The 23,631-nt window shown below is 39.1% G+C and carries 20 protein-coding genes and 1 other RNA gene; 10 read left to right on the top strand and 11 right to left on the bottom strand.

Annotation, left to right across the window (positions count from 1 at the left end; genetic code table 11):
- The first annotated feature begins 35 nt into the window (after positions 1-35).
- From rpmB to ftsY, 4 genes are all read left to right on the top strand, one after another.
- The gene (gene rpmB / locus ACTIEV_RS09315) at positions 36-272 is read left to right on the top strand and encodes a 50S ribosomal protein L28 (protein ID WP_178889158.1); all 237 of its coding nucleotides are present in this window, start codon (positions 36-38) and stop codon (positions 270-272) included.
- A 29-nt stretch (positions 273-301) separates the two neighbouring features.
- Entirely contained in the window at positions 302-484 is a 183-nt protein-coding gene (gene rpmG, locus ACTIEV_RS09310; protein WP_322194925.1) for a 50S ribosomal protein L33, read from the top strand.
- 2 nt (positions 485-486) lie between these two features.
- Positions 487-660 carry a DUF4295 domain-containing protein gene (locus ACTIEV_RS09305; RefSeq protein ID WP_178889157.1) on the top strand — a complete coding sequence of 58 codons (174 nt, stop codon included), beginning with the start codon at positions 487-489 and terminating at the stop codon, positions 658-660.
- A gap of 83 nt (positions 661-743) precedes the next feature.
- Entirely contained in the window at positions 744-1,709 is a 966-nt protein-coding gene (gene ftsY, locus ACTIEV_RS09300) for a signal recognition particle-docking protein FtsY (protein ID WP_322194928.1), read from the top strand.
- Positions 1,710-1,782: 73 nt separating this feature from the next.
- Here ftsY and ACTIEV_RS09295 read toward each other — a convergent pair whose 3' ends face one another.
- Positions 1,783-2,259 carry a hypothetical protein gene (locus tag ACTIEV_RS09295; protein WP_322194930.1) on the bottom strand — a complete coding sequence of 159 codons (477 nt, stop codon included), beginning with the start codon at positions 2,257-2,259 and terminating at the stop codon, positions 1,783-1,785.
- A 104-nt stretch (positions 2,260-2,363) separates the two neighbouring features.
- Here ACTIEV_RS09295 and ACTIEV_RS09290 point away from each other — a divergent pair, with 104 nt between their 5' ends.
- From ACTIEV_RS09290 to prfB, 5 genes are all read left to right on the top strand, one after another.
- On the top strand, positions 2,364-3,329 hold the full coding sequence (locus tag ACTIEV_RS09290) for a polyprenyl synthetase family protein (RefSeq protein WP_322194932.1): 966 nt from the start codon (positions 2,364-2,366) through the stop codon (positions 3,327-3,329).
- Between the two features lie 85 nt (positions 3,330-3,414).
- The gene (locus ACTIEV_RS09285; protein ID WP_322194933.1) at positions 3,415-5,118 is read left to right on the top strand and encodes an amino acid permease; all 1,704 of its coding nucleotides are present in this window, start codon (positions 3,415-3,417) and stop codon (positions 5,116-5,118) included.
- A gap of 38 nt (positions 5,119-5,156) precedes the next feature.
- Positions 5,157-6,188: a Smr/MutS family protein gene (locus ACTIEV_RS09280; RefSeq protein ID WP_322194935.1), complete on the top strand. Its 1,032-nt coding sequence runs from the start codon at positions 5,157-5,159 to the stop codon at positions 6,186-6,188.
- Between the two features lie 115 nt (positions 6,189-6,303).
- Positions 6,304-6,708: RNase P RNA component class A (rnpB, locus tag ACTIEV_RS09275), an RNA gene on the top strand.
- 138 nt (positions 6,709-6,846) lie between these two features.
- Positions 6,847-7,933, top strand: a protein-coding gene (gene prfB / locus ACTIEV_RS09270) for a peptide chain release factor 2 (RefSeq protein WP_178889151.1) whose coding sequence is annotated in 2 segments (ribosomal slippage) — positions 6,847-6,906 and positions 6,908-7,933 — 1,086 coding nt in all. Because the reading frame shifts where the segments join, the coding sequence is not laid out codon by codon here.
- A gap of 177 nt (positions 7,934-8,110) precedes the next feature.
- On the opposite strand, the gene nhaA is transcribed toward prfB, so the two are convergent.
- The 4 genes from nhaA to ACTIEV_RS09250 are packed head-to-tail and all read right to left on the bottom strand — an operon-like array spanning position 8,111 to position 12,962.
- Positions 8,111-9,289: a Na+/H+ antiporter NhaA gene (nhaA, locus tag ACTIEV_RS09265; RefSeq protein ID WP_322194937.1), complete on the bottom strand. Its 1,179-nt coding sequence runs from the start codon at positions 9,287-9,289 to the stop codon at positions 8,111-8,113.
- Positions 9,290-9,318: 29 nt separating this feature from the next.
- Positions 9,319-10,932, bottom strand: coding sequence for an OstA-like protein (locus ACTIEV_RS09260; protein WP_439516376.1), 1,614 nt, complete (start codon positions 10,930-10,932; stop codon positions 9,319-9,321).
- Between the two features lie 26 nt (positions 10,933-10,958).
- Positions 10,959-11,963, bottom strand: coding sequence for an MlaD family protein (locus ACTIEV_RS09255; protein ID WP_322194940.1), 1,005 nt, complete (start codon positions 11,961-11,963; stop codon positions 10,959-10,961).
- A 57-nt stretch (positions 11,964-12,020) separates the two neighbouring features.
- A complete protein-coding gene (locus ACTIEV_RS09250; protein ID WP_322194942.1) occupies positions 12,021-12,962 on the bottom strand; it encodes an N-acetylmuramoyl-L-alanine amidase family protein in 942 nt (313 codons plus the stop codon).
- A gap of 151 nt (positions 12,963-13,113) precedes the next feature.
- Here ACTIEV_RS09250 and ACTIEV_RS09245 point away from each other — a divergent pair, with 151 nt between their 5' ends.
- Positions 13,114-15,726, top strand: a complete 2,613-nt coding sequence (locus ACTIEV_RS09245) for a putative LPS assembly protein LptD (RefSeq protein WP_322194944.1) — start codon at positions 13,114-13,116, stop codon at positions 15,724-15,726.
- Between the two features lie 5 nt (positions 15,727-15,731).
- Here the strand turns inward: ACTIEV_RS09245 and ACTIEV_RS09240 are convergent, their stop codons facing one another.
- From ACTIEV_RS09240 to ACTIEV_RS09215, 6 genes are all read right to left on the bottom strand, one after another.
- Positions 15,732-16,484, bottom strand: coding sequence for a lysophospholipid acyltransferase family protein (locus ACTIEV_RS09240; RefSeq protein WP_322194946.1), 753 nt, complete (start codon positions 16,482-16,484; stop codon positions 15,732-15,734).
- Positions 16,481-17,173, bottom strand: coding sequence for a uracil-DNA glycosylase (gene ung, locus ACTIEV_RS09235; protein ID WP_322194948.1), 693 nt, complete (start codon positions 17,171-17,173; stop codon positions 16,481-16,483). Before ung ends, ACTIEV_RS09240 begins: the two co-directional genes overlap by 4 nt.
- Before the next feature lie 51 nt (positions 17,174-17,224).
- Positions 17,225-19,222 (bottom strand): gliding motility-associated C-terminal domain-containing protein, encoded by a 1,998-nt coding sequence (locus ACTIEV_RS09230; RefSeq protein ID WP_439516375.1) that lies wholly within the window; start codon positions 19,220-19,222, stop codon positions 17,225-17,227.
- 591 nt (positions 19,223-19,813) lie between these two features.
- The gene (locus ACTIEV_RS09225) at positions 19,814-20,656 is read right to left on the bottom strand and encodes a hypothetical protein (protein WP_439516374.1); all 843 of its coding nucleotides are present in this window, start codon (positions 20,654-20,656) and stop codon (positions 19,814-19,816) included.
- Between the two features lie 18 nt (positions 20,657-20,674).
- Positions 20,675-22,363 carry a SusD/RagB family nutrient-binding outer membrane lipoprotein gene (locus ACTIEV_RS09220; protein ID WP_322194953.1) on the bottom strand — a complete coding sequence of 563 codons (1,689 nt, stop codon included), beginning with the start codon at positions 22,361-22,363 and terminating at the stop codon, positions 20,675-20,677.
- 11 nt (positions 22,364-22,374) lie between these two features.
- A complete protein-coding gene (locus ACTIEV_RS09215) occupies positions 22,375-23,547 on the bottom strand; it encodes a TonB-dependent receptor domain-containing protein (RefSeq protein WP_439516394.1) in 1,173 nt (390 codons plus the stop codon).
- Positions 23,548-23,631 lie beyond the last annotated feature (84 nt).

Genomic DNA, 23,631 nt, shown 5'->3' with positions numbered 1-23,631 from the left:
TTCCCTACCTTTGCCGTCCCGAAAAAAATTGAGTCATGGCAAGAGTATGTCAGGTTACTGGAAAAAAGCCGATCGTAGGAAATAGTGTTTCACACTCAAACATTAAGACCAAGCGTCGTTTTTTACCGAATTTACAAAAGAAGCGTTTCTTTTTTGCTGAGGAAGACCGTTGGGTAACCCTGAAGGTTTCAACTGATGCTTTAAGAACCATCAACAAGAATGGTTTGGCAACTGTGATCAAAGAAATGAGAGCCCAAGGCGCTAAGATCTAATTAACAAAAAGAAAAAACTACCTAATACAATGGCAAAGAAAGGTAACAGGGTACAGGTGATTTTGGAATGCACTGAGCATAAGACCACTGGTCTGCCAGGCACTAGCCGTTATATCACTACCAAAAACAAGAAAAATACGCCTGAGCGTATGGAACTGAAAAAGTTCAATCAGATTTTGAAAAAAGTAACCGTTCATAAAGAAATCAAATAATCATGGCAAAAGCAGCTTCCAAAAACGCGAAAGTAAAAGACCAGAAAGCAGCCGCTGAAGCTAAGAACTGGACTAAAGTAATCAGAGCGGTACGTAGCCCAAAGACAGGTGCATACACCTTCAAAGAAGCTATTGTACACAAAGACAAGGTAAAAGACTTCATGTCAGAGAAATAATCGTTCTGACCTTATCATATTAAAAGCTTTCTCTTTTACGAGAAGGCTTTTTGTATTTAATTGCATCCTTAAAACAAGGTATCATGGGTTTGTTTGATAAATTATTCGGGAAGAAAGAAAAAGAGAGTCTGGATGAGGGATTACAAAAGACCAAAGAAGGATTTTTCTCTAAAATTACCAAAGCAATAGCCGGAAAAACCACGGTAGATGATGAAGTGCTCGATAATTTGGAAGAAGCTCTGGTAAGTGCGGATGTAGGAATTGATACCACGATCAAAATCATTGAAAGAATTGAAAAACGAGTGAAGCAAGATAAGTATGTGAATACTGCTGAACTCAATCAAATTCTACAAGAAGAAATCGCAGCTATTCTTGTGGATGCTCCTGAGCTTTCTTATCAGGATTTCGAAATCCCCGAAGGAAGAAAGCCTTATGTAATATTAGTAGTAGGCGTAAATGGCGTTGGTAAAACCACCACCATCGGAAAACTCGCTCACAATTATAAAAAAGCAGGAAAGGAAGTAGTCTTAGGTGCCGCTGATACTTTTCGTGCAGCAGCTGTTGATCAATTGACCATTTGGAGTGAAAGAGTAGGTGTGCCCATCGTTAAACAAGCCATGGGTTCTGATCCCAGTGCCGTTGCATTTGATACCGTGAAAAGTGCTGTTGCGCGTAATGCCGATGTAGTGATCATAGATACCGCCGGTCGCTTACACAATAAACTGCACCTGATGGATGAACTCAGTAAGATCAAACGTGTGATCCAAAAAGTAATTCCTGATGCTCCTCATGAAGTGATGCTGGTATTGGATGGCTCTACCGGACAAAATGCATTGGAGCAAGCCAAACAATTTACTGCTACGACAGAAGTATCTGCATTATCTATTACCAAATTAGATGGAACGGCCAAAGGCGGCGTTGTACTTGCAATCGCTGATCAATTTAAAATCCCTGTTAAGTATATCGGCGTAGGAGAAAAAATTGATGACCTGATTATTTTTAATAAACATGCTTTTGTAGAAAGCTTGTTTAATAAAACCGAGAAATAAGAAACATGAAATAAGAAATCAGAAAGTAATGTTTATTTTCTGATTTCTTATTTCATATTCCTCTGTTTTTTATTTAAAAAGTATATCTAATCCCAATTCCTCCCCAGCCACCTTCAAAGTAGTTGTATCCGATAAAATTGAAGGAAGGTTGCCAGTCGAAGCTAAGGTTCAACGGAGCGCCTTTGATCTTGTAATCAACACCCAATACACCATCCACGCCAATGGCTAAACCATCATTACGTGTGGGATAACGATTGCGCCAGTTGTCACTCCATACGCCAAGGTGAGCACCACCACCTATATACCATTTCAATCCTTCCACACCGGTAAAATCGCCATGGTACTCATATAAACCCGTTAAACGAAAACCATCATTGGAGATATATCCAAGTCCTTCCAGTGCCACATTGCTTTTTGTGAAATGCTTGATACTAATGGCTCCGGGATATACTTTTACACCTAACGCTGTTTTGTAAGTGGATCCGGTACTTTGAGACATCGCTGCATTGGCAGCAAAAATGATAAGGGTTAACAGAACTATCTTTTTCATAACAGTGTTTTTGTCTGTATAAGATAAAATCGTGCCAAAAATAATCCTGTGATTCCGGAAGGAATAGTTAAGGTTACTTTTGGTTTTATATTTAGGTTTGTACTATGCACAGTTTTAAAGATTTAGTAACAAAATTTGCTGACCATTTTGCGGTCAGACACTTTCCTCAGCAGCCGGCCAGTTTATACGAACCCAATGAATATTTTTTATCATGGGGTGGAAAAAGAATCAGACCTGTGATGTGTTTGATGGGAAATGAATTATTCGATGAGATCCATCCCGATAGTTTTGAACTGGCCACTGCAATTGAATTGTTTCACAATTTCACATTGATTCATGATGATATCATGGATGAAGCACCCCTTCGTAGGGGGATGGAAACTGTACACATGAAATACGGATTGAGTACAGCTTTATTAGCAGGTGATGTGATGCTGATCAAAGCCTATGATTATTTGAATAAAATACAACCCCAATACCTGCATCGCATCATCCATCTTTTTAATAAAACCGCAAGAGAGGTTTGCGAAGGACAGCAAATGGATATGGACTTTGAACAAAGTAGTTCAGTATCACTGGATGATTATATTCATATGATCAGCTTGAAGACATCTGTGTTATTAGCAGCCAGTTTGGAAATGGGAGCCATCATTGGTGGTGCCAGTGAAGGCAATTGTAAACACCTGTATGAGTTTGGCAAGAATCTGGGTATCGCTTTCCAAGTACAAGATGATTATTTAGATGCTTTTGGTGACCCGGAAAAATTTGGAAAAGATGTAGGTGGAGATATCCGTCAGAATAAGAAAACATTTCTGATGTTGCATGCATTGGAAGTTGCCAATACTGAGCAAAAAAACAGACTGTTTCAGTTGATGCAGCAAAACCCTCCGGATAAAGTGGAACAGGTGCTACAGATATTCCGTGATTGCAATATTGATGACTGGGCAAAAGAATTAAAAGATAAATATCTCCAAACCGCTTTACATCATCTGGAAGCCATTGCTGTTCGGTCTGTTCGTAAGGAACCCCTGCAAGAACTGGCTAATTTCCTGATACAGCGCGAATATTAACAGGATTCATTTATCTTGTCATCGATACAAATTGTGATCAACCATTTGTATCTGTTCAGATTGCTTTATACCAAAACCAACGAGCATGTCAGCTTCTTTATTCAGAAGAAAATCCATCGATAAAATTGCGGCAGAAGCCGCGGCAGGTCATACAGATGGTCATGGTACCGGATTAAAAAAAATACTGGGGGTACGTGACCTTACATTTATGGGTATTGCCGCTGTAATTGGCGCGGGTATTTTTTCAACCATAGGTACTGCTGCATATAATGGCGGACCCGGGATTGCTGTTTTATTCGTCATTACGGCCATCACCTGTGGCTTTAGCGCCCTCTGTTATGCGGAATTCGCGAGTCGAATTCCCATCGCCGGAAGTGCTTATACTTATGCCTATGTTTCTTTTGGTGAAGTGATCGCTTGGATCATTGGTTGGGCATTGATACTTGAATATTCGATTGGTAATATCGTTGTGGCCATTAGTTGGAGCGGATATTTTAATAATCTATTGGAAGGATTTGGTATTCACCTACCCGGCTGGCTCGCCACCAATGCTTCGAATGCGCAATTGGGTTATGAGGAAGCAATGAAAGGTATGGCGGAAGGAAAGACATTAGAGAGCATGACCAATCATGCCAGAATGGGATATGATGCCATTATAAATGCCCCTGTACTGGGAGGATGGAAGATGATTATTAATATTCCTGCTTTTATGATTGTAGCGCTGATTACTGTTTTGGCATATATCGGTATTAAAGAAAGCAAGAAGAGTACCAACGCCATGGTGATGTTCAAAATTGGGGTGATCATTTTTGTGATCGTAATGGGCTTCTTTTATGTAGACACAGATAACTGGACTCCTTTTATGCCCAATGGTTTTGGTGGGGTATTAGCAGGAGTATCCGCTGTGTTCTATGCCTATATAGGTTTTGATGCCATTTCTACTACTGCAGAAGAATGTAAAAATCCACAAAGAGATCTGCCTAAAGGCATGATCTATTCATTGTTGATCTGTACCGGCTTGTACATTTTGATTGCGCTGGTACTAACAGGTATGGTGCATTACAGTGAACTGAAAGTAGATGATCCTTTGGCTTATGTATTTGATAAGCTTAAAATGAATAAGATCGGTTATATCATATCCATCAGTGCGGTAGTCGCTACCACCAGTGTATTGTTGGTATTCGCACTCGGACAACCACGTATCTGGATGAGTATGAGTAGGGATGGATTGTTGCCAAAGAAATTCGCACAAGTACATCCTAAATTCCAAACACCTTCTTTTGCAACGATTTTAACCGGTTTAATGGCGGGTGTGCCTGCATTGTTTATGTCTAGTGGTACTATGACAGACCTTACCAGTATCGGCACTTTATTCGCTTTTGTGTTGGTATGTTTTGGTGTACTGGCACTGCCACGTATCGCAAAAGCCAAAGGAAGCAATGCCTTTACATTGCCTTATATCAATGGTAAATTATTGATTCCTGCATTGGTGGCAGTATTCGTTTATTTTTCTTGGGATCGTATCATGGCTGCTTTTCAGAATATAGGATCAGAAGGCTATCAAGAAATATTATTCCTCGTCTTTGTATTGATTGCTTTGGTTACTGCTGTGTATAGTTTTCTGAAGAATCATTCATTGATACCGGTGCTAGGAGCTTTGTGTTGCTTATACCTGATGATCGAAATACCTGCCGTAAGTTGGTTATGGTTCTTTATTTGGATGGGTATTGGATTATCGATCTACTTCTTATACGGGCGCAAACGCAGTAGATTGAATACCGAATCCTGATCGAATCTGATTAACTTTGCAGCGAAATTTTGTGAGACATGAAGTACCAGGTTGGTGATGATATTATCGTATTGCACAGCAATGAAGAAGGAAAGGTGATTGAATTGATCAATGACAAAATGGTCATGATTGAAGTGAGGGGTGTGAAGTTCCCGGCTTACATGGATCAGATCGATTTTCCATATTTCTATCGCTTCACTAAAAAGAAACAGGAACCGGAAAAAAAACTTCCTCCCAAACAATACATCGATCAGGTTCCCAAGGAAAAACCCAAACCCAATCAAATACAAGTAGCGGATGGGGTATGGCTATCTTTCATTCCCAAATTTGCATTGGATGATTTTAATGATGAAGTAGTAGAGTTACTGAAAGTGCATTTGGTAAATAAAACACCGGATGCTTATCAATTTACCTACAAACAATTCTTTTTGAATGATCTGAATTTTGAATTGGTGAATCAGGTACAGGGCTTTCACGATTTTTATCTACACGATATTGATTTTGAAGCAGTAAATGATAGTCCATCATTCGCTATTGATTTCTCCTTACTCTCACCCCAAAAAGGGAAAGCTGCTCACTATGAAGCACAACTAAAACTAAAACCTAAGCAAATCTTTCAACGGATTGAAGCCTTGAAAGAAAATAATGAACCTACTTTTTCTTATCAGCTGTTTAAAGAATATCCTGAGAAGAATGAAGCTGAAGATTATGTAGATCTATCTAAATTGTCCAATAAGGGTTATAAAATTTATGATGCATCCAAAGTGCGTCAACATTTACCTCCCGCAAGATCGGTGATTGATCTTCACATTGAAAAGTTGACAGACAAATACGATCATCTCAGTAATATCGAGATCATCGGCATTCAATTGTCTGAATTTGAAAAATGGTTTGATCTGGCCATTGCCCATCGTCAACCTTCATTGATTGTTATTCACGGCGTAGGAAAGGGGCGTTTAAGGGAAGAAATACATGACATTCTCAAAACCAAAAAAGAAGTAAAGCATTTCATCAATCAATATGATCCCAGATTTGGGTATGGGGCTACGGAAGTGTTTTTTCAGTATTGATTGAAAAATCAAAAGTCAAAATGCAAAAGTCAAAAAGGGTGTTTTGATTTTTGACTTTTGCATTTTGACTTTTGAATTGTTTGCCCCTCACCTCGTTTTAAGTTAACTTTGCATTGCATAAGCCCGAACCATCGCCCCCACAGTACTGTGGGGGAGGAAAGTCCGGACAGCATAGGGCAACCCACCGGTGAATAGCCGGCCCCCCATTCGCCTAAGGCGAATGGGAGAGAGAAAGTGCCACAGAAAATAACCGTCTCAGTCTCGCCTCAGGCGAGATGGGGGTAAGGGTGAAAATGTGAGGTAAGAGCTCACGTTCTGTATTGGTAACAAGACAGAAGGGTAAACCTTGGGTGCTGTAATGCCATGTATAGGAGTCTTTGAGAGCGGCTCGTTCGATTTCGATCTCGCCTTAGGCGAGACGGAAGGATTCCAGGGTAGGCAGCAAGATCCCTGCAGTAATGCAGGGGCTAGATAAATGATGGTGTAGGAACAGAATCCGGCTTATGAGGCTTATGTTTTTGATCTTTGAGTTCTTGATTTTTTGATTTCTTGATTTGAACGAATGTTTATAAAGAAATCAAAAAATCACAGATCAAAAAATCACAGATCAAAAAATCACAGATCAAAAAATCACAGATCAAAAAATCACAGATCAAACATGACACAAGAACAAATTAAGAGTATGAGGGACCGTGTGGTGGTCCTGAGGAGGTTTCTTTGACGTCGATAATCGTAATTATAAAGTAGATACCGATCGACAACTCTCTCTCTCTCCGGGCTTTTGGGATGATAATACCCGCGCTACGGCCATCATGAAAGAAATTAAAGTGAATGAGTACTGGCTCAGACTCTATAAACAAGTAGAGACTGCAGTAGAAGACTTCGCTGTGTTATTTGATTTCTGGAAGGGAGGCGATGCTAGTGAAGAAGAAACCAAACAATCCTATGAACAAGCTTTAGCAGCTATTGAAGATGCTGAATTCAAGAGCACACTCAACAAGCCTGAAGATGAATTACCGGCAATTGTTCAGATCAATTCAGGTGCAGGCGGAACAGAAAGTCAAGATTGGGCAGAGATGCTATTGCGTATGTATCGAATGTATGGCGATAAGCAAGGTTGGAAGGTAACAGAATTAGATTTTCAAGAAGGAGATGGTGCCGGTATCAAAAGTGCAACCCTTCAGTTTGATGGAGATTTTGCTTACGGCTTTTTGAAAGCGGAAAGCGGTGTTCATCGATTGGTACGTATCTCTCCGTTTGATAGCAATGCTCGACGACATACTTCTTTTGCCTCTGTATTCGTTTATCCCTTGATTGATGATAGTATTGAGATCAATGTAAACCCGGGCGATTTGGAATGGGCATTCTACCGAAGTGGAGGTAGTGGCGGACAAAACGTTAACAAAGTAGAAACGGCCGTTCGTTTGAAACATATTCCAAGCGGATTCATTGTAGAATGTCAGCAAGCCAGAACACAAGGTGAGAACCGTGAATTGGCTTTAAAGATGTTAAAGAGTCGATTGTATGAAGAAGAATTACGCAAGCGTCAGGAAGCGATGAATGCTACCAATGCTAATAAGAAAAAAATTGAATGGGGTAGTCAGATCCGAAGCTATGTGTTCCATCCTTATAAAATGATCAAAGACCATCGTACCGACTATGAAGTAGGAAACGTAGGTCCGGTTATGGATGGCGAAATTGATGGATTCATCAAAGCTTATTTGATGATGGAGAAAGAAGGATAGGAAATAAAGAAGAATCAGGGAACAAGAAACAAGGAACAAGAAAGGTTCAAGAGCCAATGTACAAGTTTGCTGAATTTCTTGCTCCTTGAACATTCGATCTTTCTTGTCTTTTGTCTATTGTGTCTTGTACCTTTCTTGTAACTTGTTTTTTGTTTCCTGTTCCTTGTTTTCTACTTTTTATTTACTATTTCTTAGCCAAACATATCCTGCTAACATCGCAATGAGTGAGGCCAGTAGAACAGATATTTTAGCGATGTCTTGTTCTGCGGGATTATTAAATGCAAGGGTGGAGATGAAAATACTCATGGTGAAACCGATGCCGGCTAATAATCCACCGCCGATCATTTTCATCCAATTGGTACCTGAAGGAAGTTCTGCCAGTTTTCTGGATACTAGAAAATAACAAGCTGCTGTTATACCTACCGGTTTCCCGATACACAATCCCATAATGATACCCCAACTCAGTGAACTATTCAGTGCACTTAAACTATCTGTAGGAAATCCGATAGCAGTATTGGCCAATGCGAAAATGGGCATGATGATAAAGTATACCGGTGTATGAAATTTCAACTCATAAGCTTCTAGGTTTTTTACCGGAACCATGAAGGCAAAGATGACGCCTGCAACTGTGGCATGGATACCTGAGTTGAACATCATATACCAAAGCAAAATGCCCAATAACCAATGTACAATGCCAAATGGAATTTTTTTCTTGTTGAGAAACCATAACAGTGTAATGATGGAAGCAACTCCGATCAAATATCCAATGGCAATTTCACCGCCATAAAAAAGTGCTATTACCACAATCGCTCCGAGATCATCAATAATGGCCAGTGCGGTCAAAAATATTTTTAAAGCAACGGGTACTCGTTTACCTAATAAGGAAGCTATTCCTAAAGTAAATGCGATATCAGTTGCAGTAGGTACAGCCCATCCCTCCATATAAGGCGTTCCCTTATTGAATAAGCCAAAGAATAAAGTCGGTGCCAACATGCCTCCAATAGCACCAAATACAGGTAAAGCTGATTTTTTAATAGATGCTAACTCACCACAAACCAATTCCCTTTTTATTTCCATACCTGCCAAAAAAAAGAAAGCAGCCATCAACGCATCATTGATGATGAGTAGCGGCGAATTGGGTAATGATAAATATCCTATATGTGCATGATGTCCATTGGTTCCATCAAAGCTGATATTCCACATACTTCTGTATGCTTCACCCCAATCGCCCCAGTTGGCAGCAAGCAAGGATACTGCAGTGCAGACCAACAAAGTAATTCCAATAGCACGGCTATCATGAATAAATTGTCTGAGGGGATGAATCAAACGCGTATGAACAAGTTTCGGCAAGATCATACCGCAAATTACAAAAAAGGAGGGAAGGGCTATTGCGATGACAAGATATCATACCTGCTTTTTGGTCTCAAATTATCAAGCCATTTGAAGTTTCTGAGTTTCAAATCTTCATGATTGACTTGTCGCATTGGATACATCGTTCCATCAACACCATTGATCAATAATACGCGTTTGGCTTTACCATCAGCAAATCGGATCTCAACTACATCCGAACTGTTTCTATTGACACCGATAAAATGTCCTCCTTCATCAGTAGCATAATACACATTCTCAGAGTTGCCTTTCGATCGCAGAAATTGTATTTGTCCCGTGGTATCAAAGTATGCATTGATGGTATTACCTTTCACTTGATTGAAATAGATCGTACTATCTACCTGACTCAAAGCCATCGCATTCTCAAATACATACAAACGCTCAGGTTTGCTGTTCTTTAGATACATATAAATGGTATCACCTGTTACTTGATTGGCTTGCGCCCAAACCACGGGCGACTTAAACAATCTAAATACTGAATCTTTCAAAGCGTAAAACAAACTATCACCCACACTTTGCATGGAGTCTGAAAATATCTTTACGTTATAATAAGCTTCAAAATATTTATCGGTACTATCTTCCTTAGTGCTGCCTATTAAAAATGTGAAATCAATACTGTCTCTTACACGGGGTACATTTTTAATTTTTAATAAATCAGAAAGTTTAGCCGAATAAAAAGTGTCTGCAGCGATGTAAATAGAGTCACGATCTTGTTTCAATAACAACAATGGACTTTGGGTAGCTAATAAAGAGTTCTTTTTGTTATTGGTTTTGATATTATTGGCAATCATATCAAAACCCTTCGTAGAATCCTTGCCACGATACACAGCATTTCCCCTGAATTCACTCAAGCCGCTGATACTATCCAATGCCATATCATCTGCGGTCATGGTATAAGTGCTGTCATCAATGACCGGACGTTTGTATAATTCCGCTCGTTTATTTTTTAGGTCATAATATCCTGATCTGGTTTTGATCACCAATTTTTTATCATTGCGAATCGTTGTAGGACTAGTAAATGTCGTGATTTCAGTATCGGTATTATACTGAAGTGTATCAGTATCAATTTTATAATCAGGATTTACCAATCTCACTTTTCTCTTGAAAATGATATCTCTTGTATCACCATAATAATATCCTTCTGTACTGGTGAGTGTTGTTTTTTCATTCACTACTTTTCCGCCCTTTAAGTAAGTGCCAATTTTTACAGTAACATCATATTCCAATTCATCAGTGGTAAGCGTGCTTTTTCCATCTGTAAGTCTCACTCTTTTTTTGAGGAATGCCTGTTTTTCTTTTGCCAGGTATTTCAAGTATTGTGCGTAGGTATGAACGCTATCGGCATCATTGATATGAATATTGCCAAAAGCTTCAAAAATATTTGTTACCGGATTTACGACAGCACTGTCTGCATAAAAAAGTGTTTTTCCTTGTTTGATCTTTACATTACCTGCGTAGGAGATGAATTGATTGCTGTCAATTTTTTTAATATTATTCCTGTCGGCTTTTAGAAACTCAAGTAATTGTCCGGCTCCCGGTTGAGTAGTAGTATCTTGTTGCTGGGCATAACTTGTTGTGCTGCTAAGCATGAGTATCCCGCACAAAAACACGTAGATATAATAAACCCTTTTTTGCATTACTGTTTGGCCTTAGTAGAATCCAATGGTGCCATGAGCGGACCTGTTTTGTCTTTTTTACCAAAGACAGAAATATTGACATATCGTTTGGGATGAACACGTAGATCGTCCATCAGAATATTGGCGCTTCTTACCGTATTGGTAAGATTATCATACAGCGCTTTATCATTCAATAATTTTCCTAAGGAACCATCAGTCGAAGACATTTTACCCAATATGGTATTAAGGGTCTCAATTGAGTTTTTTAGTTGAGCAACGGTTCCATCAATATCAGCTTTGGAAAGGTTTTCTGTTGTCTTTTCAACATTGCCTAACATTCTGGTGACTTTATCATTGTTATCAGCCAGATTTTTGGTGAAACTGTTGACATTGTTCATTGAAGCGGTGATGGCACCTGTTTGCTGGTTAAGCATGGCTTGAATAGAAGCAGAAGATACTACAAGACTGGCGGTGGTCTTATTGATATTGGCGATCACTTCCTGCAAGTTATTCTTGGTAGCAGGGTCAAAAATAGTATTGATGTTTTTTAACACTGCATCCAAAGAGCCAACAGTGGCTTTGATTTGATCTCCAACCGGGCCTAATTTATTCATTAGATCTCCCAAGAGACCTGCATTGGAAGCCGTTAAAATAGTATCGCCGGATTTTACATAAGTAGCAGCATCACCTAACGCAATAGTAATACTGGCATTACCCAAGGGATTTTCTTTGATGCTGGCTATGGAATTAGCCGGGATATTGTAGTTATCTTTTAATTTGATGGCCACTACGATGGCAGACAGATTTTTATCTGCGTTTTCAATATCATATACAGAACCCACCTGAAAGCCGTTGATAAACACACCATTTGATACCATGATTCCCTTGGTATCGGTATATTTTGCATAAATAATATTACCGGTTTTGAAGAGTGTTTTTCCTTTCAGAAAATTAAAGCCAAGTATCAGTAAGGTGATAGCCACAGCTGTAAGGGCACCCACTTTTGTTTCGTTCGATATCTTCATATACCACAAAACTAAGGTTTATTGTGCTATTGCTTTTCGTACGATGTTAAAGTGAACTTATTTTCGGGAGCCGGCACCTGAACTGATGCCTACCTGATTTTCGAGCGAGTATTTATACAAGCGAATGGATCGGGTAATGACTTCACAAATTTCAATCTGACCTTGCTCACTATTCAGGTAGTCTTCTTCTTCAGGATTGGAGATAAAACCCGTTTCTACCAAAACAGCAGGCATATTCACTGCCTGTAATACCCAAATACCCTTTTTTCGCTGTTGCGCCTGACGACTGATACGTCCCACTTTTTGAAATTCTTCCTCAATGGTAAGCGCTAGTTTAGCACTGCGTTGAAAATATTGTTGGGTGAGGATATTGGCCAACATGGTTTTGGTAGGATCATTGGCGTCAGAGGTTTTTCTGGCCTGTAATATCTTAATAGAGACACTATCCAAGTATTCATCAAGTCCTTCACTCGCCACAGCTTTACGTTCATCTGTTTTATCAACCCCATAAATATAGGTCTCCGTACCCTTGGCCGGATTGGGGGTTGTCCAGGTTTTGTAATCCTTAACTCTTTGTTTAACAGATTTCCCTTTTCTTCTGACTGTTACGGTTTTATAACCCACAAACTCTCTGCGTCTGGATGGGGCCGCTGAATTCACATGTATACAAACAAAAAGATCGCCTTTGGCTTGATTGGCTATTTCGGCCTTCTGGATAACAGAATGGAAGATATCGGTACGACGGGTCATCACAATTTCTACATCAGGTAATGCTGCTTGTAGCATTTTTTCCAATTTAAGTGCTACTTCCAGAGAAATTTGACTCTCGGTGGAATATCTCCCCCTTGCGCCAACATCTTCTCCACCATGTCCGGCGTCTACAATAATTCTTCTGAGCACCTGTTTTTGTTGAGGTTTGCCCGATGGGCCTGTAAAAGCGCTCAAGAAAGTGATCCCTAAACTTAACAAAACAAAAGCAGCATATTTAACACGCATCATATCAATTCGTTAAAGGATTATACCCAGAGTTCGGTTTACACGCATCAAACACTATTTTTGTCCAGTGAATATGAGCAAACGCTGTAAAATTAACGCAAAAACCATGCTTCCTATTGTGGCGTGTGGATATTTGCTCATATTAACATTTCTTATGCAGGCCAATGCTGCTGCGCCCATCCCCACAAATTTTACGCAACAACGAATAGATACGGTTCCGGAAAAGCCAAAATTAGATACCACACCTGTGAAATCAGATAGTCTTGCCAAAAGACAGCGACCTGATTCCATATCTAAAATAGATACCATTCGAATTTCCAAAGATTCTATAGACGCACCGATCAAATACGCAGCTGCTGATTCCGGAGTGCTGATTATTGATACGAAAGAGTTTCTTTTATATGGTAAAGCTAAAACTGAGTACAAGGATCTACAGATGGAAGCGGCAACCATCCGCTATGATCAGCAATCGCAAATGGTGAAAGCATATGGCTCGCTCGATTCTACCGGTAACCCCATGAGTAAACCTCAATTTACCCAAGGTGAAATGAAATCGGTGAGCGATTCCATTTTTTATGATATGCGCACTGCCAAGGGGTTAACCAAGAATACTTTTTTTCAGGAGGGGGAGATCTATGTGAATGCCCAGAAACTAAAAAAAATAAGTGCAACCGAGGTTTTTGCCAGCAAAGCTCGTTTTACCACTTGTAATTTGGATACCCCACATTTTGCTTTTAGAACCAGCAAAATGAAAATCGTGAATAATAAGCTCGGTATTTCAAGCGCTGCTTTTCCGGAATTTGAAGGAGTACCCATGCCCATCGGTATTCCCTTCGGATTGTTTCCACTCAATCGTGGTCCACAGTCGGGTTTAATGGCACCCGCTTTTACTGCCAGTGAAGATTTTGGATTGGGATTGGAGGGCTTAGGTTATTATTTTCTCATCAGCGATTACATGGATCTGACCACCAGAACCAATATTTATTCCTATGGTGGTTGGATGGCCAACTTTAATTCAAAGTATATCAAACGCTATACGTACACGGGTAATTTGAATCTGACCATACAAAACACCAAAGCACTGAATCGAGGAGGCATTTCTAAAGAGGAATTTAACAGAAGTCGTTCTTTTATGATCAACTGGTCACATACACGCGATGGCAGGGCCAGACCCGGTACCAGCTTTTCGGGCAACGTGAATTTTGGTAGTACACGTTTCAATCAAAACTTATTGAATAATCCTTTGCAGAATTTTCAAAACCAATTAAGTTCATCTGTTAACTATACGAAAGATTGGAGAGGTAAATACAATCTTTCCGTCAATGCCAACCACAACCAGAATAACAATACGCGTTTGGTAAATATGAACTTACCTACGGTGAATTTCAACGTCGTTACTTTATATCCGTTTCAACGAAAAGAACAAGTAGGGGAATCCAAGTGGTATGAAAAAATAGGTGTGGCGTATAGTGGTAATCTCCAAAATCAATTATCGTTTTATGACACTGCCTTCAATTTTAGGCGTATGTTGGATGACTTACAATGGGGTGCTCAACACAATGTTCCTATTACCCTCTCATTGCCATCTCTGGGTCCTGTGACATTGGCGCCTAGTGTATCTTATGAAGAACGTTGGTATGGACAACGTATTTTCAGAACCTGGGATAGTGTTGCTAAAAAAGTGGAAACGACTACTCAAAAAGGATTTTATACTGCCAGACAAATGGCATTTGGGATCAGCGCCAATACCCGAATTTTCGGTACTTATAATATTAAATCGAAAGATGGCGGCAGAATCATACGACATGAAGTAAGACCCAGTCTGGCGATCAATTACCGACCTGATATGGCAAAGAAATACTTCTACAATACACAAGTGGATACAACCGGACGAGTGCTTCGATTCTCACAATTTGAGGGTGGTATTATTGGGGCTTTTTCTGAAGGTACTTTTGGTGGACTTTCATTTGGAGTCGACAATTTGTTGGAGATGAAAGTCAAAGACAAATCAGATAGCACAGGAAAGGCAACGAAAAAAATAAGATTGATTGATGGTTTTGGATTCAACTCGTCTTATAACTTTTTAGCAGACAGTTTTGCATTGGGTAACTTTAATATTTATGCGAGAAGTACTTTGTTTGATAATATCAATATCACAGCAGGGATGAACCTAGATCCTTATGATGTTGACAGACAAGGTTACCGGATAAATCGAATTTTATTTGATCCTGCTAAATTAAAATTCGGAAGAATTACCAGTGGTAATCTGGCTGTATCTACCTCCTTTACCAGTAAGCCTAAAGATGGCAGTACTGAAAAAGACAGAGACATACCGATTGATCCTTTTATGACACCGGATGAACAACAAAGACAATTACAGTTTGCGAGAGCGAATCCTGCTGAGTTTACGGATTTTAATATTCCTTGGAGTTTGAATTTATCTTATTCACTCAATTTTAATCGTGTATTAAAACCGGATTTCTCAGGATTTGAAACACAACTGTTTTCAAGTATTAACTTCAATGGCGACTTTAGTTTAACGGATAAATGGAAAATGGGGGGTACTGGATATTATGATATTTCACAAGGGGGCTTACAACAATTCAGTATGTTTATTACCCGCGAAATGCACTGCTGGCAATTATCAGTGAATGTAACGCCCATAGGGTTATTCCGCTCTTTCAATATCACGATCAATCCAAAGTCAGGTATTTTACGAGATCTGCGTATCAATAGAAGTCGCGTATTTTCTAATTCAGGATTCTGATAGGATCAGGCATGTTCCTGATAATAATTCCACATGGTCGTAAATATTTCTTCTTTCAGTTCACCGGCAGATTTTCCTTGGGTAGAAACGGGTGTCAGAAAATGCATTTCAAGATGATGAGGCATGAGGTAAAAGAACAGGTTCGCCGGTAATACTTTTTTGGTATGCAATAATATGACGGGTAAAATAGGTTTGCCGGTATCTACTGCCAGCTTGAAAGCTCCGTCGTAAAAGCTTTTCAAAGGATCTTGGGTTCTGTTTCGCGTACCTTCGGGGTAGATAAGCATATCTAATCCAATGGCTAACATTCTTTTCATTTCTTCATAACTCTTTCTGCGACTTTCATCACTTTTTCGATCTACCAAAACGCTGCCAAAAGTATAGATCCATCCAAAAAGTGGGATCTTGGCAAAGCTTTTTTTGGCAATGGTCTTATTGGGTCTGGGCATGAATGGGGTACTTACCGGAACATCCATCAAACTATTGTGGTTACAAACAATCACATAATTGGTAGGTGCGTTAAAATGTTCTTTTCCGGTTACTTTCAATGGACATCCGATCAAATGCAAATAGATCCACATCCATACGCGTGAAACATGTCTATGCCAACTGGCTTTAACCGGATCATCCAAGAGAAAACAAGGGAGATAAAAAATAATAGCCGGTAGCATGGTAGCAATGAAAAGAATCAGTGCCCAGGCTGCCATGATTCTACCTACTATTAATTTCCAGAAAGGGGTATCGTTCTTTTTTTTCATGATGGTGTTGCTTCAGTTGACAAGTTCCAGTCGATGGGAGAGAGACCTTGCTTCATCAATAACTCATTGGTTCTGCTGAAATGTTTGCAGCCGAAAAATCCTTTATCGGCACTAAAAGGAGAAGGGTGTGCAGCTTTGAGAACATGGTGTTTGGTTTCATCAATCAATATTTGTTTTTCTTGTGCGAACCTTCCCCATAGTAAAAAAACAATGCCTTCTTTTTCATCCGATATTTTTCTGATGACGGCATCTGTAAAATCCATCCATCCAATTTTAGCATGACTGGCGGGTTCGTTGGCTCTTACAGTGAGCACTGCATTGAGTAATAATACCCCTTGTTTAGCCCATTTTGTGAGGTCGCCGGTTTTGGGAATGGGCATGCCAATATCTTTATTGAGTTCCTTATAAATATTCACCAATGAAGGTGGAGGAGGAACACCTTCCGGAACAGAAAAACTCAACCCATGGGCTTGTCCGGCACCGTGGTACGGATCCTGACCTAAGATCACCACTTTTAACTGATCAAAAGGGGTTGTGAAAAAAGCATTAAAAATTAAAGACCCTGGCGGATAGATAACAGCACCTGTAGCCCTTTCCGTTTTCAGGTGCGTAGCAACTTGCAAAAAGTAAGGTTTGGTGAATTCATTTTTCAGAACTGCTTTCCATGACGCTTCTATCTTAACATCCATAAGGCATTATGCTTATGCAGCAAAAATACAGAATCCTTTAGGGATATAACTTTAGTAAATCACAGTAACTGTGCCGGAGACGGGTTTTAACCTTGGTGATGCTTTGATGAGATAATAGTAAACACCTACAGGAACAATATTGCCATCATTTGCCCTGCCATCCCAAACACGCGTATAGCCTTTGGATCGATAAATGGATTGTCCATTTCGTGTAAATATCTCAATCGTAGATTCCGGATAATACTCAATCAAAGGGATGAGCCAATAATCGTTAATACCATCTCCGTTGGGTGAAAAAATATTTGAAGGCAAAATATCAGCATCATCAATTGTTACATTAATAGGTTGAACTACCGTACAACCTTCATTACTGGTGGCTTTCACGAAGTACTTACCCGACTTTATAATTCGTTCCGGGTTGAATAAAGTTTTTGTGGCAGCACTATCTTCCCAGTAGGTATATATCCAATTTTGGCTAAAAGGAACCGTTGTTGTCAAATTAATTGTCTTAGGTATTTTAACGGTGTGTGGATCTACGACGGTAAAGTCAGGATAAGGATGAATCGTAACAGTAGCCGGACGAATCACAGAACATCCGCCGATGGATGTAATTTTTACAAACAATTTTGTGGTATTTGTAAAAAGATGACTTTCCGGTAATCTGTTTACTGTAGCTGTACCATCTGTCCAATAGGAAACACTTGCGGAAGGATCGCTTCCGACAGCTATGTTCGCAGAAAATAGCGCCAAAGATCCACAAGCTAATGGATTATTAACAACTGCTAATGGTGGAGGGGTAATACTTACATTGATTGCTTGTGTGGTAAAACATTTAAACGGATCAGAGGCCTGAATAAAATAAGTCCCCGTTTTTGTAATGGCAGAAGCATTTAACAAAGGTTGTATAGTATTAACATCCTCCCAGAAACTATAAGTTAAATCAGATCTATTACCAGCAACCAAGGCGGGGTCACGTAGGTTAACAATATTGGGAGTACATTCTGCTATACTAGTTGGAATGCGAATAACAGGGTTTTCCCGAATGACGACATTAACTGGTTTGGTGTCTGTGCAACCGGCTTTATTACTGGCTTTTATATAATAAGTGCTGCTGTTAACGATTGCTTTGGGATTTGTAACAAAAACCGATTCATCAAAATCTTTAAAATAAGTGTAAGTCATATTAGGTGTACTGCCTTTGGTCACATCTGAATGGGTAAGATCTAACCCGGGCATTTTACATGCGTCGATATCTGATGTTACATTGAATACGAATGGATCCAATGATTTGGTAATGGTGGTATACAAAGTATCTAAACAGCCTTGATTAGGGAAAGGGTTAATTTCTAATGCTAATCTGGTACCTTGAGGAGGTGCAGGATTGAGTTTTAATGTGTTTTTCTCACCCAATTTCGTAGAAAAGTCTTCCGTAAACCAGCGGTATCCCTGAAAACCGTAGGGAGCAGTTAAGGTCAAATTGGTAACATCTGTACAAAATACATTACCGGTAATAGGCGTGGTGCAGTTTTCATTGATATCAATATAGGCATACCCAAAATGACCACCCAATGTGCAATCATTAATTGTAAACTCAAGACGAAGCACTTTATCTTCAAAACTGGGTAATTTTAAAGTGATAGGAGCCCAGTCTTTGTAATATACATTCGGGCGACCGGCTTTTGAAAGTTTAAATCCGGGTAAATCTGCTGCAGCAATGAATTGAAAAGAGCCGCAACTTTCATATTTATTATCTGTGACGTTGAACACTTTTACACTGAACAACGGCTGTTCATGGGGCTGATGTGTAGGATTTTCTAATACTACCGCATAATTATAAATAATACTGTAATCTCCGGATGTTTTTGGAACTGTGAAAGTATAATTTAATCCATGGGCATCTCTTCCGCCCGCACTCATCCCTAGTTTAACAGAATAGCTACTACCGTTTGGACTGATAACAGGGAAGCCTCCATACTCATCTAATAATTTTCCATCTTTATCAGCACTTAGTATGACATGGTTTTCGGGGTCGGGGCTCACAATATTCATGCTGATATTTCCAGAGGGATTAATAATTCCTTTCAAGGAAACCCAGTTTTCAAAACTACCTTTTTCGAAACCAATATTGGGTGGGCATTGACCTGAGGCTGAATTTATCCAACAGTAAGTTATAACTATCCGTAGAAGAATGAATGGGTTGTTTAGTATTGAGCATATTTTTTTAACCCGTCTCATTATTTCATCATTTTACATATTTACGTAAATTATGACAATGAAGTCTGTAAGTTGGTTGCATAAATAAGTTACTAAAGCAGAATTTCATCCATTCAGGAAGAAACCCGGGAAAGAAGTAATATAAATACTAATATTACTATTTTTTGCTTAAAATAGTTTAAATAGTTTATGATTTAATTCCTATGAATCATCATGCATAACTACTTTATTGTAAAAACAATACATCCATCTCAAAAAAGGGGGTATCGAAAATTATAGTGGACTCTTGCTTAAGAGTCAATAGAATTATGGGTTACATTAAACATTGTAATACATCTTTTAAAAGATAAAGGGATCACTTATCTTACTAGGTGATCCCTCTATTGAGCGGAAAATAAACTTAAATAAGTTCTTTTTGTCTGTATTTTACTTTTTAAGTGTTATTCTGTAGGTGCCATAGTTTGTAGCGCCTAGTTTGTGGGTTAAATTTAAATCAATCAAGCCTGTACAGGCAAAAACAAACCCGGTTCCTTCGCAAGTAAAGTTTTGGAATGCAGCTCCGTAACTACCATAAATTTGTGGACTGACAGTTGCACTACCTGTTTGTATGTTTACTTTAATATTTACCGGATTTCTTCCGGGGGGAGCTGCAAAGGGGAATAGGTATGTGACGGTAACTATATCTCCCGAAACAGTAACGTTTGCTTGTTGACCGACTGCACCATCCCAGCCATCAGTTGTAATATTGTATACACCGGCTGCTGCCGCGGCGTCAAAAGGACAAACTGCAACTGCTTTCCATGTGAGGGCCATATTATAGTTGGGATTACTTTCGAATTCACCGAATGTATTGGCGAAACTTTGTGTTTTTCCATCTTTAGTAGTGATTTCATTATACAACCAATAAGTGATACCTGGTTGTACAGTAGTACCAAGAGCTTTAGCTATTTCTGAATTGCTAACTTGTAAGGTTGTTTCGCTACTATACGGAACTTCTTTGATAAATTTCCAGGATGCTTTACTGGCAGTTTTAACATTCGCAGTTACATAAATTTTTATTTTTTCGGGTGCAGTTCCATAACCCGAAACTTTAATGCTAACTGTACTTGCAGCATTTGTTGCATCCATAATTTCATTTACCTTCTGAACAAGCTTTAAATAGCTTCCAATACCAATATTAGAGAAATCTGAGATATTCCCTGATTTTTGGCAAGACCAGAAAAGGGCAATAAAAAGCAGAAACTTTAAATGTGTTTTTATCTTTTTCATTTATTTCTTATTTGATGATCATCGTATAAAATTATCAGGATTTGTATCCCAGAAAACCTTTAAATTAACTGCAGTCTTTTGTTTGGCATTCAGATTACGGTTTACATAACTGGATGGGTAATAATGAGATCTTATATACGATCCTGGCGAAGCAAGACGCGTTAGCTGCATATTGCCAGGTTTCCCAGTTCTTCTATAAGTGTTATAGGCGTCAACTCCATTACCCCAAAGTGCTATATAAAATTCTTTTCCAAGAACTTCCATGCGCTGATCAGTGTTGGTAGCATTATTATATAAGTTTTCAACCTTTGTGGTATAATTACTTATTTGAGTTGCCGTTGGAACAAAATTTGCCAAAGGTGTAACTCCAATGGTGGCAGGGAAAGCCATTACTTTAGTAATAGATTTATTGACGCCACTTAAAAGAAGGCTTCTGGCATCTCCCGGAACAGAGAGGGTAAGCACTGCCTCGGCTAAAAGGAAATCGGTGTAAGACGATTGCCAGATAGGTTGGATACCGGCACCTTTACCCCCCATAGTGAGTGTAACACTACTTCCCTGATTGGCATCAAATTCTCCGCCAAATGGGTAAACACCAACAGTCGTTCTTAAGTTTCCATCTGGCGGAATACCACTTCCGTCACCATGATCTCTTCCCCAATATCCCTGTTGTAATAAACAATAGGGCATCGTTGCTGGATAATGAGCAGGAGCTGCAGCAAATGCACATGAAGCAGAGTTCTCGTTTACATCTGCATAATTAGTGCGTTGGCGATAAAAATAATAACGACGTCTAGGATCTGATTGGTCATTTGCTGGAATATTACTTGAGATACCTTTCTCGTTTACCATGGTCCATAAGAAATAAGTTCCTAAGTAATCTCCCGCAGACCTTGCGGCTGTATAATTTCCATTATACCTTGGATGTCGGCTATTCGGATTTGCCTGTTTTGAGGAATATTTAAATTCAAAATCATCAGCAGCACTTAATATGATATCGCCTTCATTAACAAGTGCCGTAATTTTTGTTCCTGCTGTATTATCTACAAGTCGGGTTTGAAGATATACTCGAAGTTTAAGTGTTTTAGCGAACTTGCGCCATTTTGCTGCGCCCTGAGCATTGCTCGCATTGTAAAAAAGGTCTTGAGTGCCGGGATATGACCCAGGAGTTTTATTCAGATCAGCGATGGCTTGATCCAATAAAACAATAACGGAATCATATACAAGTTTACCATTAGTGAGTGCAGGATTTGTATTATCAAAACCCTTATTGGCTTCTATATACGGGATGTCTCCAAACATATCTACTAGGGTCATAAGGGTATATGCTTTCATGATTTTTGCCATCCCCACATTTACAAATTTTCTTTGCGACTCGGCAATAGGAATCAACGCATTAGCATGTTTAATCACCCCTGTGTATGCAGTAGACCAAATACCATCGAATGTTTGTGGTGAGTAGGCATTGATATAAGTCGGTCCGAACATTACAAAGTAGCGAGTGAGCTGCATACCAATAGAAGATGCTGTATTAAAGAAATTGGCAAAGTTTAATTGCGCTTCACTTAAATATAAATCTGCATCAGCAGACTCGGGAGTAGGGGTGTTGGGGTTATTCAACATCCCATCAAATTTATCTTTAAAACAACCGCCCGTGAACAATACGATTGCTAAGGATACAGTCATAATTTTTATCTTCAATTTCATATAAGCAGTTATTAAAAGGTTAAACGAATACTGGCACCATAACGCTTTGATGTTGGTCCACTCAAGTATTCCAGACCACGCACATTCGATACCCCCAAACTAGAAGTCTCAGGATCAAATCTTGTGTATTTGGGTATATTAGGTGCATAGTAGAACAAATTTTGCCCGGAAAATACTATTTGTAGAGTGCCGAATGGAGTCTTCTTAATCACTTTTGCTGGTAAAGTATACGCAAGTGACACTTCTCTTAATCTTATTACGGTAGCATCATATGTAATAAGATCTTGCATACCAAAGAAACCACTGTAGTTATTGAAGTAAGCTCTAGAAGCACTGATTTGAATATCATTTGGAGTTCCGTCAGCTTTTACTCCAGGTAGTATCAAAGGAAGTTCACGATCAAAATCAGTATCTTTTGTTAAACCTCTTCCAACAAGAGTACCAGGTGTGTATGCGAGAATATCCCCACCTTTTGTGTAATCCCACTGCATCCTAAAAGAAATGGCTTTGTAATCAAGGGTAGAAATACCTGTTAATTTATAATCAGGTATGGGATTACCGATGATACCGATTTCAGGATTCGAAACATAATCACCATTTGCGTCTACAATACGCGCATTGGTTTGTTTTCCGGAAGGGTCTGTGTATTTACGTGTGTAATTTGCTTGAATAACTCCCAACGGTTGCCCCTCCATTGCAAAAAGACCTTCATTTGTAAATCCGCCAACAACTATTTGTTTAACATCTTTTGGTAAATCATACACTAAGCTGCGGTATAAAGTGTAATTACCATCAAGCTGCCATCTCCAGTTTTTGCTTTTAATAACAGTATACCCAAGTGCTAATTCAATACCCTGATTTCTAACACTGCCGGCATTAATTGTGGTTACGGTAAATCCAGTAGATGGATCAAGTTCTCTATCAAGAATTTGATTAGATGCTATTCTTCTATAAAAAGTAAGATCAAGATTCAAACGGCTTGAAAAGAATTTACCTTCAATGCCTATTTCATACTCTTTTAATAATTCTGGTTTAAGGTTAGGGTTGGGTAATCTGTCTGAGATAGAGTTACTATTAATAACCGTTCCTACCCTGTCTTCGAATACATTTGTTCCAATATTTAAAACAGCCCTCGTAGCAAATGGTCTGCCGAAATTTGCACTCGTTGAATAACCAGTTCTAATTTTTAGATAATTAATTCAAGTTGCTAGTTAAGGCGTGAGTTTGTTCAGTGTAAAAGCCAGAATAAACATCACCAATTTCAATAA

Source organism: Sediminibacterium sp. (genome assembly GCF_051861365.1).
Lineage (GTDB): Bacteria > Bacteroidota > Bacteroidia > Chitinophagales > Chitinophagaceae > Sediminibacterium.
Note: the sequence above shows the minus strand (reverse complement) of the source record. Positions and strands in the feature narration are given on the sequence as shown.

What these genes read in the sequence shown, in the direction of transcription:
- rpmG (WP_322194925.1), top strand. Translation starts at nt 302, where the DNA reads ATGGCAAAGAAAGGTAACAGGGTACAGGTGATTTTGGAATGCACTGAG.
- ACTIEV_RS09220 (WP_322194953.1), bottom strand. Translation starts at nt 22,363, where the DNA reads ATGAAATTGAAGATAAAAATTATGACTGTATCCTTAGCAATCGTATTG.
- ACTIEV_RS09295 (WP_322194930.1), bottom strand. Translation starts at nt 2,259, where the DNA reads ATGAAAAAGATAGTTCTGTTAACCCTTATCATTTTTGCTGCCAATGCA.
- ftsY (WP_322194928.1), top strand. Translation starts at nt 744, where the DNA reads ATGGGTTTGTTTGATAAATTATTCGGGAAGAAAGAAAAAGAGAGTCTG.
- ACTIEV_RS09225 (WP_439516374.1), bottom strand. Translation starts at nt 20,656, where the DNA reads ATGAAAAAGATAAAAACACATTTAAAGTTTCTGCTTTTTATTGCCCTT.
- rpmB (WP_178889158.1), top strand. Translation starts at nt 36, where the DNA reads ATGGCAAGAGTATGTCAGGTTACTGGAAAAAAGCCGATCGTAGGAAAT.
- ACTIEV_RS09280 (WP_322194935.1), top strand. Translation starts at nt 5,157, where the DNA reads ATGAAGTACCAGGTTGGTGATGATATTATCGTATTGCACAGCAATGAA.
- ACTIEV_RS09255 (WP_322194940.1), bottom strand. Translation starts at nt 11,963, where the DNA reads ATGAAGATATCGAACGAAACAAAAGTGGGTGCCCTTACAGCTGTGGCT.
- ACTIEV_RS09230 (WP_439516375.1), bottom strand. Translation starts at nt 19,222, where the DNA reads ATGAATATTGTGAGCCCCGACCCCGAAAACCATGTCATACTAAGTGCT.
- ACTIEV_RS09240 (WP_322194946.1), bottom strand. Translation starts at nt 16,484, where the DNA reads ATGAAAAAAAAGAACGATACCCCTTTCTGGAAATTAATAGTAGGTAGA.
- ACTIEV_RS09285 (WP_322194933.1), top strand. Translation starts at nt 3,415, where the DNA reads ATGTCAGCTTCTTTATTCAGAAGAAAATCCATCGATAAAATTGCGGCA.
- ung (WP_322194948.1), bottom strand. Translation starts at nt 17,173, where the DNA reads ATGGATGTTAAGATAGAAGCGTCATGGAAAGCAGTTCTGAAAAATGAA.
- ACTIEV_RS09305 (WP_178889157.1), top strand. Translation starts at nt 487, where the DNA reads ATGGCAAAAGCAGCTTCCAAAAACGCGAAAGTAAAAGACCAGAAAGCA.
- nhaA (WP_322194937.1), bottom strand. Translation starts at nt 9,289, where the DNA reads ATGATCTTGCCGAAACTTGTTCATACGCGTTTGATTCATCCCCTCAGA.
- ACTIEV_RS09250 (WP_322194942.1), bottom strand. Translation starts at nt 12,962, where the DNA reads ATGATGCGTGTTAAATATGCTGCTTTTGTTTTGTTAAGTTTAGGGATC.
- ACTIEV_RS09245 (WP_322194944.1), top strand. Translation starts at nt 13,114, where the DNA reads ATGCAGGCCAATGCTGCTGCGCCCATCCCCACAAATTTTACGCAACAA.
- ACTIEV_RS09290 (WP_322194932.1), top strand. Translation starts at nt 2,364, where the DNA reads ATGCACAGTTTTAAAGATTTAGTAACAAAATTTGCTGACCATTTTGCG.